Source organism: Streptosporangium sp. G12 (assembly GCF_052983175.1).
In genome coordinates, this window is sequence record NZ_JBRIQO010000001.1 from 568,171 (window position 1) to 582,029 (window position 13,859).

The following is a 13,859-nucleotide window of genomic DNA, read 5'->3' on the forward strand; positions in this document are numbered from 1 at the left end:
GTCGCCGGGTCCCGGTCGTCCTGGCGGGGGACGACGCCTCAGGGAGGGCGTTCGCCGGCGGCACCGGCCCGGGCATCGGAGCCCAGGACGGCATCACAGGGTGGGGAACGCGCCGGTGCGGACCGGAACTCGGCTCCGTCACGCACCGGCGGGTTCCCGCCGCGCCGCCTACCGGGCGGTGCAGGTCACCCCGGCGGGGGCGGTGTTGGCCCCGGACCAGGCGCCGTTGAAGCCGAAGGAGGTGGTGCCGCCCGAAGACAGCGCGCCGTTCCAGGACAGGTTGGCCACGGTGACGGCCGAGCCGCTCACGGTGTGCGAGCCGCTCCACAGCTGGGTGATGGTCTGGCCGCTGGGGAAGGTCCACGCGACGGTCCAGCCGGTGAGCGCGGTGGTGCCGGTGTTCTTCACCTCGACGCTGGCTCCGAAGCCGTCGTGCCACTGGTTGGTGACGGTGTAGGTCGCGGCGCAGGCCTTTCCGCCCGGAGTAGGCGTCGGGGTCGGGGTGGGCGTGGGCGTCGGGGTCGGCGTGGGAGTCGGGGTGGGGGTCGGGGTGGGGGTCGGGGTGGGGGTCGGGTCGCCGGTGCCGGCCTTTTCGGCCGTCCAGGCGCCGACCCAGGCCAGGACCGCGTTCCAGTTGATGGCGACCTCGTTCACCGACCAGGCGTCGATGTCGTCCAGGTAGCACTTCTGCGGCCGGCAGCCGCTGAGGCGCTGCTGGGCGACCGGGTCCTCCAGGCCGCTGTTGGGGCCGCCGGCCAGGGCGCCGGGCGGCGCGATGGGCAGGGCGGAGTTGATCTGGTTGGCCCAGAACCGGTGGTGGACGTTACGGGAGGGCTTGTCGCCGTAGCCGGTGACGTAGGAGTAGCCCATCGGGTTGCGGCCGAGCTGGTACGCCATCGTCTCGAACACCCCGGTGCGGAACCGCTCGGCGCCGGAGAAGTCGTGGGCCAGGGCCAGCACGACGGCGTTGTTGAGGATCAGGTTGTTGGATCCCCAGATGTAGCCGCCGCCGGGCGGCTGGAAGGGCACCGGGTAGCCCTGGCCGCGCATCACGTTCAGCAGGCCGTCGGCGGCCGAGACGAAGGAGGCCCGCAGCTGCTGGCCGATGGAGGAGGTCAGGCCGTTGGGCACCAGCGCCAGGGTGATGTCGCCCAGGCTGCCGACCTCCGCCCACAGGGCGCCCTCGTTCGTGAAACTGCGCCCGTAGTACAGCGAGGAGGAGGTCAGGTCGGTGCGGTAGGCCTGCTTGCCGGTAGTGGCGTACAGCTCGGCGGCGGCCCAGTAGAACTCGTCGGTCACCTTGCCGTCGGCATAGGAGCCGCCGCCGGTGCCGTCGGAGGCCGGGGCGAACCGCGAGGGATTGGCCTTGGCCGCGGTGTAGGCCTTCTCCGCCGCGGTCAGGCAGCGGGCGGAGAACGCGGAGTCGATGGACGCCCACACCCGGGCGCACTGGGCGGCCGCGGCGGCCAGGTTCAGGGTGGCGGCGGTGCTGGGCGCCGACAGCACCCGGGCCTCGGGGTCCTGGGCGGGCAGCAGCGGCAGCCCGGTCCAGTTGGCGTCGTGGATCTTGTGGTGGGCCATGCCGGCCAGCGGGCGGCCGTCGGGGACCTGCATCTTCAGCAGGAAGTCGATCTCCCAGCGGGCCTCGTCCAGGATGTCGGGCACGCCGTTGCCGCGCTCGGGGATGGACATGGTGCCGTCGGCGAAGGCTCCGGTGTCGGCGCCGGGGACGTTCCTGGCCCGCTCGTAGGTGTTGACCAGCTGCCAGGCGGACATGCCGCCGTTGATCACGTACTTGCCGTGGTCGCCTGCGTCGTACCAGCCGCCGCGCACGTCCAGCCGGTAGCCGCAGTCGCTGCGGCACGGCACGTTGTTGTCACCCTGGTTGGGAGAGACGTTCAGGTGGCCGGCGGCGCGGGCGTACTGGTTGCCGCCGGCGTACTGGGAGGTGATCGCGATGCCGCTGCGCTGGTGGTAGAAGAACGCCAGCGCGTCGTAGGGCAGCTTCTTCCAGGCCGCGGTGCCGATGTCGAAGGGGTGGCTGGACTCGTTGTTCACGGTGAGCACGTAGTTGGTGCCGGTCCCGGTGTAGGACGAGAAGTCGATTTTGTGGACGGAGTCGCCGGAGGGGGAGTCGGCGCCGAAGACGGTCGTGGTGCCGCCGGCCACCACCTGGTCGGAACCGTCCAGCAGGCTCCAGGCCAGCGGCGATCCAGAGTTGCTGATCACGGTCGCCTGCTTGGCCGCGCCGGGCGCGTAGGCGACCTGGTTGACCTTGATGTTCTGGCCGAGCGCCGGTCGGACAAGGGCGTTGGCGGTTCCTGTGGTGACGACCGCGGTGATCGATGCCGCGGCCAAGGCTGCGGCCAGCGCCGCCGCCGACAGCCGAATCCGGCCTGACGTGTTCACGTGGAGTCCTCTCGGCCTGTACTACGTGGGCTTCGCATCTTGGAACCCTCAGGCCGGAAAAAGACAGCCGCCGCCATTGAGCACGGCATTTCGTGCAGCTCGAAGCGATACTCCCGGCGAATGACCGTGTAACTTTCATGGGTTTCGGCGATTCGCAGAATCTCGGCGTGCCCGCTTTTCCCACGACCCGGACGCATCCACGCATCCCCGCGTCCCCGCCAGGAGGTCGCGCTCGCGCGCATCGCCAAGCCCGCCGGCGCCGGGACTCCCGAGAGGGCTCGGCCCGGCAGGCCCGGCAGGCCACAAGGACCCTGAGCCCCCGTACGACGGCTCAGCGGGTCTCCGACGCCTCGCCGCGCTCCCTGATGAGGGCGGCGAGCTCGCGGACCTGACGGACCGTACGCTCCTTCTCCGACCCCTGCAGGCCCATCGCGCCGACCGTGGCCCCGTCGGCGAAGTCGATCTTCGCCCAGGGCTCGTGGTCGACCAGGGATACCCCGAGCACCTCGGGCCACTCGTAGCGATGCACCCGCAGCGGGTTGACGACGGTGACCCCCTCCTCGTCGGCCTCCACCCGGACCCGTCCCAGCAGGTGCAGGACCCAGGCGACCACCCCGCCCAGCCCGACCATCGCGAGCCTGTCGGCCAGGGTGAACGGCTCGGACAGGAAGGCCGCCATCAGCACCGCGCCGAGCATGATCAGGCCCGCGAAGCCGTATGCCGCGATCCGGCCCTTCCTGGGCCGCCACACGACGGGCAGCGGGGGCGGGGAGACGCTCTCCGGGCTCACTCTCAGATCACGATCCTTTGGAAGACCACCGGTCGGAACGGCTGCGACCGCTGGTCACGGCGCCGAGGGAAACCTACCGCACGGCCCCGCCGGGCCGATCACACGGCACGGCGGGGCGGGCCCGTACGGCGGCGGCGCTAGGCGCGGAGCTCCCGCAGCAGCAGCGCCGTCCCCAGGGCGGCGACGGTGGCCTCGTAGCCCTTGTCCTCGTGGCTGCCCGGCAGCCCCGACCTGTCGAGGGCCTGGTCGAGGGACTCGCAGGTCAGCACGCCGTTGCCGACCGGGACCTCCTCGTCGAGGGAGACCCGGGTCAGGCCCGAGGTGACGGAGTCGCACACGTAGTCGAAGTGGGGGGTCTCGCCGCGGATCACGACCCCGAGGGCGACGACCGCGTCGTACTTCCTGGCCAGGACCTGCGCCACGACCGGGATCTCCAGCGATCCGGCCACCCGCACCACGGTCACCGCCGCGCCGCTGTCCCTGCCCGCCTGCTCGGCCCGCGCCACGAGCTGATCGGTGATCTTCTCGTGCCAGCGGGCGGCGACGACGCCGACGGTCAGCCCCTCGGCCTCGACGGCCCCGGCCACCGGCCGCCCGTCCCCGCTCACGCGATCACCTCGTACCCGCTCCGCTCCGCCTGGCCTGATCGTTCGCTCATGCTTCTTCTTCCCTGGGGATCTCGTGGCCGAGGCGGTCGCGCTTGGCCGACAGGTATTTCTCGTTGTACGGGTTCATCGCCACCGGCATGGGCTCGCGGCCGAGCACCTTGATGCCGTAACCGTCCATGCCGCGCAGCTTGGCCGGGTTGTTGGTCAGCAGCCGGACCGACTTCACGCCCAGGTCGGCGAGGATCTGCCCGGCGTTGGAGAACTCCCGGGCGTCCACCGGCAGCCCGAGCTCCAGGTTGGCGTCGACGGTGTCGCTGCCGCCGTCCTGGAGGCTGTACGCCCTGAGCTTGGCCAGCAACCCGATCCCGCGTCCCTCGTGCCCGCGCAGGTAGACGACCACACCCCGCCCCTCGGCGGCGATCCGCGACATGGCGTGGTCGAGCTGCACCCCGCAGTCGCACCGCAGCGACCCGAGCACGTCGCCGGTCAGGCACTCGGAGTGCGCCCGGACCATGACGTTCTCGCCGTCCTCGATGTCGCCGAGGACCAGGGCCAGGTGCTCGCCGCCGTCCAGCGAGCTCGCGAAGCCGTAGGCCCGCCACTCGCCGTACCTGTTCGGCAGCCGCGTCTCGGCGACCCTGGTCACCATCCGCTCGGTCCGGCGCCTGAACTCCACCAGCTGCTCGATCGAGACGAGCGCCAGGTCGTGCTCGTCGCAGAAGTCGCGCAGCTCCGGCAGCCGCATCATGGTGCCGTCGTCGTTGACGACCTCGGCGAGCACGCCCGCCTCGCTCAGCCCGGCGAGCCTGGCCAGGTCCACGGACGCCTCGGTGTGTCCGCGCCGGGTCAGCACGCCGCCCTCCCGGTAGCGGAGCGGGAAGACGTGCCCCGGCCGTACCAGCTCGGACGGCTCGGTCGCCGAGTCGGCCAGGGTACGGATCGTGCGGGCCCTGTCGGCGGCGGAGATGCCGGTGCTCACCCCGTCCCTGGCGTCCACGCTGATCGTGTACGCGGTGCGCAGGCGCTCCTTGTTGTCGTACACCATCAGCGGCAGGCCGAGCCTGTCGAGGTCCTCGCCGCGCATCGGCACGCAGACCACGCCGCTGCTGTGCCGGATGGTGAAGGCCAGCAGTTCCGGGGTGGCCTTGGACGCGGCGAAGATGATGTCGCCCTCGTTCTCGCGGTTCTCGTCGTCGACGACCACGATGGCCCTGCCCTCGCGGATGTCGGCGATCGCCCGCTCGATCGGGTCCAGCTTGATCACAAGATCTCCTCGATGACGAGCACGGCCTTCGGCCGGTACTCCTTGAGCCGGTTGACGCGTCCGGCCGGTGCGTCCGGTGCTTCCGGCCCGGTCTCTCCGGAGGCTTCCGGTCTCGGCGGCCTCGGATTCCGTTTCAAGGTGCTTCACGGCCTTTCTCCCTGGTCCGTCGCGGCGTCCCTGGCGGGCCCACCGGCCGGGGCGTACGCGCCGACGAGTTTCTCCACATGCTTGGCGATCACGTCGACCTCGAGGTTCACCGGGTCGCCCGGCCGCTTCGCGCCGAGGGTGGTCAGGCTCAGGGTGGTGGGGATCAGGCTGACCGCGAAGCCGCCGGAGCCCACGCTCATGACGGTCAGGCTGATGCCGTCGACCGCGATCGAGCCCTTCTCGACCACGTAGCGGTCGAGCTCCGGCGGGAGGGAGATCCGGACGACCTCCCAGTGCTCGGCGGGCTCCCGCGACAGCAGGACACCCGTCCCGTCCACGTGGCCCTGCACGATGTGGCCGCCCAGCCGCTGGTCGGCGCGGACAGCGCGCTCCAGGTTGACCGGGGAGCCGGGGCTCAGCGCGCCGAGGGAGCTGCGGTCGAGGGTCTCCTTCATCACGTCGGCGGTGAACACCTCGCCCGCGACGTCCACCACGGTCAGGCAGACGCCGTTGACGGCGATCGAGTCACCGTGCCCGGCGTCCGCGGTGACCGTCTTGCCGCGGATCGACAGCCGGGCCGCGTCGCTCAGCGGCTCGATCCCGGCGATCTCCCCCAGTTCTTCGACGATTCCGGTGAACATTCACAGCTCCTTCTGGGGGATCGCCCGGACGGCCGGGCACGGGAAGGTCGTCCGAGGTCCGGAAACACGAGGTCCGGAGGTACGGGACTCGGAGGTACGGGGCCCGGAGGTACGGGGCCCGGAGGTACGGGGCCCGGAGGTACGGGGCCCGGAGGTACGGGGCCCGGAGGTACGGGGCCCGGAGGTACGGGGCCCGGAGGTACGGGGCCCGGAGGTACGGGGCCCGGAAGGGCGTGCGCCGGGAAAGCGGGGCGCGCCGGAAAAGAGGGATGTGCCGCCGCGCCCGGACCGGGTGCGGCGGGACGGGGAATGCGGGGAATGTGGGGAATGGTGGGGGCCGACGGCGCCGCGCCCATGAGGGGCACGCCCGACCGCCTGGCGCGTCCGCGCCGGATCAGTCACCCGAGGTCTCCTACTCGCCAGTAGCTTTTTGCCACGGCGGGCCCCGGGGGATCAACGGGTGCATACACCCGATCAGCGGAGGGTGCCCGAAGACACTCTCCGCTCGCGCGCTTCCTCCCATCCGGACTTTAACCGTCGGTCCTGGAGTTTCACCAGGTCAACCGGTCGATGGCTTCGACCGGGTCGCGGACTGTAACCGCCGGCTCGGAATTTCACCGACCCCGGAGCACGCTGCTCTGTCTTGCTCGTTCTCGCGGAGGGCGCACCGCGGACGGTTCACCCTCCACTACCACTACCAGTGTGCCATGTCCGGAAAACCGGACGACACACCTTCCATGATGTGGAACAAGCGGGCACTTGCTGTGATCACGCCGCGCGCTCCGCGACCGCCTTCCGCGCCCTTCGCGCGTCCGGGGAGTAGCGCACCGGCGCGGGCACCAGGCCGATCCCGGTCTGCAGGGCCCGCAGGGAGGCCGTCGCCCACAGATCGCCCAGCGGGGTCGCGGGCAGGCCGTACAGCCTGCGGGCCCAGCGCGGCAGGGTCGCGAAGGCGAGCACGGTGAGCATGGGGAACATCGGCTTGAGCGGGGTCAGGCGGGCCGGGAGCGGCGCGTTGAGCGACCGCCGGAGCGGGTGGGGCACCTCGGGGGCGAAGTAGAGGCCGGGGCGGCAGGCCCGGATGTAGTCGTCCATCTCGCCGACCGAGCCGGGCACGTCCTCGGGACGCAGGCCGACCACCTCGGCCGCGCGACGCCACTCGGCGACGAACCTGTCGGCCTCGTCGTCCGTCAGGCGCACTCCCGCGCGCCGGGCGACCGACAGGTAGGAGTCGACCTCGCCGACGTGGACCCAGAGCAGTGCGTCGGGGTCGTCGAGGCGGAACCGCTCGCCGGTGTCGAGGTCGAGGGCGGTGAGACTCGCGTGGATCTTCCTGACCCTGGCCCCGGCGCGGGCGACCTCCCTGGTCGTGCCGTAGGTGCGCACCCGGACGAACTCGGTGGTGCGCACGAAGCGGGACCACGCCTCGGCCGGGTCCATGAGCGACGAGTTCTGGGCGACCCCGCGCATCGCCCGGGGGTGCAGGCCCTGCATGAGCAGCGCGCGGAAGCCCCCGACGAGCAGGATCGGCTCGCCCATCACCTTCCAGGTCACCGAATCGGGTCCGAACAGGCCGTGATCCATGCTCCACCTCCCGGCGAGTGGAGGGTTACCCCGCGAAGCGGTCCGACACACCTCGTGTATTAAGCCTGTAACACTGTATCGGGCTTGTGACACAAGCAGGGTTATACCCGGACAAAGCCGTCACGGCCACGTCATGAATGTGTCACAAATCCGTGAATACCGGCCTTCGGGAGCCCTATCATCCCACGTCACCCCCTGTCCACGTCAACGGAATTGCAGCCACAAACAGGTGGACGTTATACAACAAAAAAATGAGTAATGACCAGGCCATTGATTGTCCTGGTCTGCTTTGCAATGGTTCCAGGGATCCCGCTCACCATGCTCGTTGGGAGCCCCCGCACGATGACCATCCCTGCACCAGCCACGACCACGACCGGGGAGGTGCCGGCGGCGAAGACACCGGAGACGGTGGGCCGCTCACCCGGGCAGCTGATGTGGCTGCGCTTCCGACGCGACCGTACCGGCATCGTCTCGGCCGCGGTGGTGATCTTCTTCTTCCTGGTCGCGCTCCTCGCTCCGGTCATCGCCTGGCTGTACGGCAAGGACCCCTACGTCCTGTACGGCCAGGACATGCCGGGCCTGCTGAACGACTACGGCTACCCGATCCTGCCCAACGGCGGCATCAGCTCGGAGTTCTGGTTCGGCATCGAGCCCGGTCTGGGCCGGGACGTGTTCACCCAGCTCGTCTACGGGATCAGGACCTCCCTGTCGATCGCGGTGACCGCGACGATCATCGCGACGGCGATCGGCATCGTGATGGGCATCGTCGCCGGGTACGCCGGAGGCAAGACCGACTACTTCATCGGCCGCCTGATCGACATCGTCCTGTCGTTCCCCTCGGTGCTCTTCATCATCGCGTTCATGCCGGTCGTGGAGAACCTGTTCGTCAGGCCGGACGAGGAGACGCCGATCTGGCTGCGGGCGGTCACCCTGGTGATCGCGCTGACCGTGTTCCAGTGGGCCGGCCTCGCGCGGCTGCTGCGCGGCCAGGTGCTCTCCCTGCGCGAGCGGGAGTTCGTCGAGGCCGCGAAGGTCACCGGGGCCTCTCCCGCCAGGATCGTCTTCAAGGAGCTGCTGCCGAACCTCTGGACCCCGATCCTGATCCAGTCGACGCTGCTGCTCCCCGCGCTGGTGACGGCCGAGGCGGCGCTCTCCTTCCTGGGCGTCGGCATGATCGAGCCCATCCCCGACTGGGGCCGCATGTTCCGCCGCGGCACCGAGATCTATCAGAACGACATCACCTATCTGATATTCCCCGGTGTCGCCCTTCTGATCTTCGTGATCGCGTTCAACCTCCTGGGTGACTCGGTTCGCGATGCCTTCGACCCCAAGCTCAAGCGCTAGATCGGAAATAGGAGAAAGATGAAAGTCCGTACGCGGTCAGCGATGGCCGTCCTCGCCATAGGCGCGCTCGCACTCACCGGTGCCTGCGCCCAGGGCAACCAGGGCGCGCCCGCGGCCCCCAGCGGCGCGGCGTCCGGCGAGTCCGGCGCGCCGGCCCCCGCGGCGTCCTACAAGCCGCCGACGATCACCGTCGGCACGGCCGACGACTCCAAGGGCCCTGCCATCGAGCCCGAGGGCGTCGTCAAGGGCGGCACCGTCACGATGATCGACCGTGACGACATCGGCCACCTCGACCCCGCGCAGGTCTACGTCAACACCATGTCGAACTTCGGCCTGCTCATCGGCCGTACCTTGACCGGCTACAAGCGCGTCGGCCCCGGCGACTACAAGCTGGTCGGCGACCTGGCCACCGACTCCGGCACCTCGTCCGAGGGCGGCAAGACCTGGACCTTCACCCTCAAGGACGGCGTGAAGTGGGAGGACGGCACCCCGATCACGTCCGAGGACGTGAAGTGGAGCATGGAGCGGACGTTCGCCCCGTTCGTCACCCAGGGCCCGACCTACATCCAGCAGTGGCTGACCGAGGTCGACCACAAGAAGGCCTACCAGGGCCCGTACGACGGCAAGCGTCTTGACAGCATCGAGACGCCGGACGACAAGACGATCGTCTACAAGTTCAAGACCCCGCACGCCGACGCCAACTACGCCTTCGCCATGGGCGGCTACGGCATCGTGCCCAAGGAGAAGGACACCAAGGAGGCGTACGACAAGAAGCCCGTCTCCAGCGGCCCGTACATCATCAAGAGCCACGTCGTCGACAAGTCGATGGACCTGGAGCGCAACCCGAACTGGGACCCGGCCACCGACCCGATCCGCGGCGCCTACCCCGACAAGTGGCGCCTGGAGTTCGGCCAGGAGAACCTGCAGATCACCGACCGCCTGATCGCCGACACCGGCCCGGACCAGACCGCGTTCACCTTCTACGCGACCGTCCCGCCGGAGCGTCTGCAGCAGGTCCTCGGCGACGCCAGCCTGGCCCCCCGCCTGATGAAGAGCCCCTCGCCGTACGGCAACTACTACTACTTCAACCTTGACCGGGTGAAGGACATCAAGATCCGCCAGGCCATCAACCACGTGTGGCCGTCCAAGCAGATCCAGCAGGTCATGGGCGGCCCGGCCGCGGCGGCGCTGCCCACCACGATCCTGAACGAGAACACCACGGTCGGCTACGAGTCCTACGACCTGTTCGGCAAGGCGGCCAAGCCCGAGGGTGACGTCGAGAAGGCCAAGCAGCTGCTCGCCGAGTCGACCAACCCGACGCCGACCATCGTCTACGCCTACAACCAGACGCCCGTCCAGGAGCAGGTCACCGTCGTGATCAAGAACGCCCTGGAGAAGGCCGGCATCAAGGTCGTGGTCAAGCCCCTGGACCGTAAGACCTACTACGACTCCATCGGCAAGGTGAAGAACGAGTTCGACCTCTACTGGGGTGGCTGGGGCGCCGACTGGCCGTCCGGCACGACGGTCCTGCCCGTCATCTTCGGCCCGATCGCCGACGGTGCGCCGAACTACTCGCACCTGAAGGACGAGGCCATCACCAAGGAGATGGAGGAGATCACCGCCATGACCGACATCGACGCCCAGAACAAGGCGTGGATGGCGCTGGACAAGAAGATCCAGGAGACGATCACCCCGCTGGTCGTCGCCGAGAACCGGATCGCCAACACCCTGCACGGCTCCAAGGTCGGTGGCGCCGAGATCGACCCGCAGTCGTGGGTCGTCTCGCCCAACAGCATCTTCGTGAAGCCGTAGCGGCTCGCGAAACCGTAGGAGAACCGGCGGCCGTGGCCTCGCGGGGATGACGACATCCCCGCGAGGCCACGGCCAAGGGCCTCCCCGGCCCCAACGGTCCCAGCCACCTCGGGAAAACAGGCAATGCTTCCATTCATCACTCGCCGCATGCTCGGCGCCGCGGTCACACTCGTGATCATCTCCGCGGTCACGTTCTTCCTCTTCTTCGCCGTGCCCGCCGACCCGGCGAGACTCGCCTGCGGCAAGGTCTGCCCGCCGGAGCTGCTGGAGCAGGCGCGGCACAACCTGGGACTGGATCAGCCCCTGTTCGCCCAGTTCGTGGCCTGGCTGGCCGGGATCTTCGTCGGCCGCGACTACGGGGGCCTGGGCGACTGCCCCGCCCCCTGCCTCGGCTTCTCCTTCGTCAACCGCGCGCCTGTGTTCGAGACGATCCTGGACCGGCTCCCGCTGACCATCTCGCTCACCATCGGCGCGGCGGTCGTCTTCCTCACCTTCGGCGTGGCCACCGGCATCATCGCGGCGCTCAAGCAGGGCAAGCCGCTGGACAAGATCGCCAGTGTGTCGTCCCTCATCGGCGCCTCCGTGCAGATCTACTTCATCGGCACCCTCGCCCTGTACTTCCTCGTCTACCAGAACCAGATCTTCTGGCGTCCCAAGTACGTGGAGTTCACCCAGGACCCCGTCGGCTGGGCCACCGGCCTGTTGCTGCCGTGGCTGGTGCTGGCGATCATCTTCACCGCCAACTACACCCGCATGACCCGCTCGACGATGGTGGAGCAGCTCAGCGAGGACTACGTGCGCACCGCGCGGGCCAAGGGCATGTCCGGCCGCAGCGTGGTGATGCGTTTCGCGATGCGCGGCACGCTGACCCCCATCATCACGATCTTCGGCGTGGACCTCGGCGCGCTGATCGGCGGCGCGATCATCACCGAGCAGACCTTCGGCCTCCAGGGGCTCGGCCAGCTGTCGGTCAAGGCGGTCACCAACTCCGACCTGCCCATGCTGATGGCGACGGTGCTCGTCGCGGCCGCCGCGATCGTCGTCTTCAACATCATCGTCGACATCATGTACGCCTTCATCGACCCCCGCGTGCGGCTGAGCTAGGAGCCTTGAAGAAAGTGTCAACTCCGTTCCTCTCGGTCCGTGACCTGACCGTCGACTTCCACACCGAGGACGGCGTCGTCCACGCGGTGGACGGGCTCTCCTTCGACGTGGAGAAGGGCACCACGCTGGGCATCGTCGGCGAGTCCGGCTCGGGCAAGTCGGTGACCAACCTGACCGTGCTCGGCCTGCACAACCCGGAGACCACCAAGATCGGCGGGGAGATCCGGCTGGACGGCGAGGAGCTGATCAGCGCCTCCCGCTCCACCATGGAGAAGCTGCGCGGCAACAAGGTCGCGATGATCTTCCAGGACCCGCTGACCTCGCTCTCGCCGTACCACACCATCGGCAAGCAGATCTCCGAGGTCTACCGCAAGCACACCGGCGCGAGCCGCGCCGAGTCCAGGGACCGCGCGATCGAGATGCTGACGCGGGTCGGCATCCCCCAGCCGAAGACCAGGGTGGACGACTATCCCCACCAGTTCTCCGGCGGCATGCGGCAGCGCGCGATGATCGCGATGGCGCTGGTGTGCGACCCGGACCTGCTGATCGCCGACGAGCCCACCACCGCCCTGGACGTGACCGTGCAGGCCCAGATCCTGGACCTGCTCAAGGAGCTCCAGGACCAGACGGGGGCCTCGATCATCCTGATCACCCACGACCTCGGCGTGGTCGCCAACACCGCGCACGACGTGCTGGTGATGTACGCCGGGCGGGCGGTGGAGCGCGGGACCGTCAGGGAGGTCCTCCACGAGCCCCGCCACCCCTACACCTGGGGCCTGCTGGCCTCCATGCCCCGCCTGAACGCCTCGGTGGACATACCGCTCCGGCCGGTCCGCGGCACCCCGCCCAGCCTGATCAACGTCCCGCCCGGCTGCCCCTTCCACCCCCGGTGCGACTACATGGAGCTGGCCGGTCCCGGGCTGTGCCGCTCCGAGCGGCCCGAACTGTCCCCGCACCGCGGCCACGGCGACGCGTGCTACCTGACCCTCGCCCAGAAGAGGGAGATCCAAAAGTGAGCGAGACAACCGGTGAATCCCGCGGCGAGGCGCTGCTGGAGCTGTCCGGCCTGAAGAAGCACTTCCCGGTGATGGGCGGTGTCATCTTCAAACACCAGGTCGGCAAGGTCCACGCGGTGGACGGCATCGACCTGACCGTGCACGCCGGCGAGACGCTGGGCCTGGTCGGCGAGTCCGGCTGCGGCAAGTCCACCGCCGGACGGCTGGCGTCCCGGCTGCTGGAGCCCACCGAGGGCAGCATCAAGTACGCCGGACGGGAGATCGGCCACGCCAGGCGCAAGGAGCTGAAGCCGATCCGGGCCGAGATCCAGATGATCTTCCAGGACCCGTACTCGTCGCTGAACCCCCGGCACACGGTGGGCACCATCGTCGGCGGCCCGATGGAGATCAACGGCATCAACCCCCCTGGCGGCAGGGACAACCGGGTCCGCGAGCTCCTGGAGATCGTCGGGCTCAACCCCGAGCACTTCAACCGCTTCCCGCACGAGTTCTCCGGCGGCCAGCGGCAGCGCATCGGGGTGGCCCGAGCGCTCTCCCTGAACCCCAAGCTGATCATCGCGGACGAGCCGGTCTCCGCCCTCGACGTCTCCATCCAGGCGCAGGTCGTCAACCTGCTCCAGCAGCTCCAGCGGGACATGGGCATCGCGTTCCTGTTCATCGCGCACGACCTGGCGATCGTGCGGCACTTCTCCCAGCGGGTCGCGGTCATGTATCTCGGCAAAATCGTCGAGATCGCCGACCGCGCCTCCCTGTACGAGCACCCCCGCCACCCCTACACCCACGCGCTGCTGTCGGCGGTGCCCGAGGTGATGGAGGACGGGGAGCCGCGCGAGCGCATCCGCCTGGCCGGGGACGTCCCCTCCCCGATCAACCCGCCGTCCGGCTGCCGCTTCCGCACCCGCTGCTGGAAGGCCCAGGACAAGTGCGCGACCGAGGAGCCCCCGCTGGTCAGGCTGGAGGGGAACAAGGAGGGTCACCTGACCGCCTGCCACTTCCCCGAGCAGCCGACCGTGCACGGCCGGGACGTGGTGCTGGACCCGGCGCTGCAGGGCTGACCGCGCCGCCTCTCCCCCGCCCGCGTCCCCCAGCCCGCGTCTCCGGTCCACCGTGTCCGATCGCGGTCTTCCGGAGGTCGCGGCG

The 13,859-nt window shown here is 69.5% G+C and carries 11 protein-coding genes and 1 riboswitch; of the genes, 5 read left to right on the forward strand and 6 right to left on the reverse strand.

The features are described from left to right. Positions 1–168: 168 nt before the first annotated feature. From ACVCAG_RS02380 to ACVCAG_RS02405, 6 genes are all read right to left on the reverse strand, one after another. On the reverse strand, positions 169–2,409 hold the full coding sequence (locus ACVCAG_RS02380; RefSeq protein ID WP_447189402.1) for a glycoside hydrolase family 9 protein: 2,241 nt from the start codon (positions 2,407–2,409) through the stop codon (positions 169–171). A gap of 331 nt (positions 2,410–2,740) precedes the next feature. Then, positions 2,741–3,199, reverse strand: a complete 459-nt coding sequence (locus ACVCAG_RS02385) for a PH domain-containing protein (RefSeq protein WP_440081952.1) — start codon at positions 3,197–3,199, stop codon at positions 2,741–2,743. Positions 3,200–3,336: 137 nt separating this feature from the next. Beyond that, positions 3,337–3,807: a 6,7-dimethyl-8-ribityllumazine synthase gene (ribH, locus tag ACVCAG_RS02390; protein ID WP_440081951.1), complete on the reverse strand. Its 471-nt coding sequence runs from the start codon at positions 3,805–3,807 to the stop codon at positions 3,337–3,339. 46 nt (positions 3,808–3,853) lie between these two features. After that, complete coding sequence (locus tag ACVCAG_RS02395) at positions 3,854–5,071, reverse strand: bifunctional 3,4-dihydroxy-2-butanone-4-phosphate synthase/GTP cyclohydrolase II (RefSeq protein ID WP_440081950.1); 1,218 nt, start codon at positions 5,069–5,071, stop codon at positions 3,854–3,856. A gap of 143 nt (positions 5,072–5,214) precedes the next feature. After that, positions 5,215–5,859, reverse strand: a complete 645-nt coding sequence (locus ACVCAG_RS02400; protein WP_440081949.1) for a riboflavin synthase — start codon at positions 5,857–5,859, stop codon at positions 5,215–5,217. A 505-nt stretch (positions 5,860–6,364) separates the two neighbouring features. Next, a riboswitch (FMN riboswitch) is annotated at positions 6,365–6,495 on the reverse strand. Between the two features lie 132 nt (positions 6,496–6,627). Beyond that, the gene (locus ACVCAG_RS02405; protein WP_440081948.1) at positions 6,628–7,443 is read right to left on the reverse strand and encodes an oxygenase MpaB family protein; all 816 of its coding nucleotides are present in this window, start codon (positions 7,441–7,443) and stop codon (positions 6,628–6,630) included. A gap of 342 nt (positions 7,444–7,785) precedes the next feature. Between ACVCAG_RS02405 and ACVCAG_RS02410 the strand changes: the two genes are divergently transcribed. The 5 genes from ACVCAG_RS02410 to ACVCAG_RS02430 all read left to right on the forward strand — a co-directional run bounded on the left by ACVCAG_RS02410 (position 7,786) and on the right by ACVCAG_RS02430 (position 13,774). Further along, positions 7,786–8,787, forward strand: coding sequence for an ABC transporter permease subunit (locus tag ACVCAG_RS02410; protein WP_440081947.1), 1,002 nt, complete (start codon positions 7,786–7,788; stop codon positions 8,785–8,787). A gap of 18 nt (positions 8,788–8,805) precedes the next feature. Beyond that, on the forward strand, positions 8,806–10,599 hold the full coding sequence (locus tag ACVCAG_RS02415) for an ABC transporter substrate-binding protein (protein WP_440081946.1): 1,794 nt from the start codon (positions 8,806–8,808) through the stop codon (positions 10,597–10,599). Positions 10,600–10,722: 123 nt separating this feature from the next. Further along, the gene (locus ACVCAG_RS02420) at positions 10,723–11,703 is read left to right on the forward strand and encodes an ABC transporter permease subunit (protein WP_440081945.1); all 981 of its coding nucleotides are present in this window, start codon (positions 10,723–10,725) and stop codon (positions 11,701–11,703) included. A 14-nt stretch (positions 11,704–11,717) separates the two neighbouring features. Continuing rightward, entirely contained in the window at positions 11,718–12,719 is a 1,002-nt protein-coding gene (locus ACVCAG_RS02425) for an ABC transporter ATP-binding protein (protein ID WP_447189403.1), read from the forward strand. Continuing rightward, complete coding sequence (locus ACVCAG_RS02430; RefSeq protein WP_440081943.1) at positions 12,716–13,774, forward strand: oligopeptide/dipeptide ABC transporter ATP-binding protein; 1,059 nt, start codon at positions 12,716–12,718, stop codon at positions 13,772–13,774. Before ACVCAG_RS02425 ends, ACVCAG_RS02430 begins: the two co-directional genes overlap by 4 nt. Positions 13,775–13,859 lie beyond the last annotated feature (85 nt).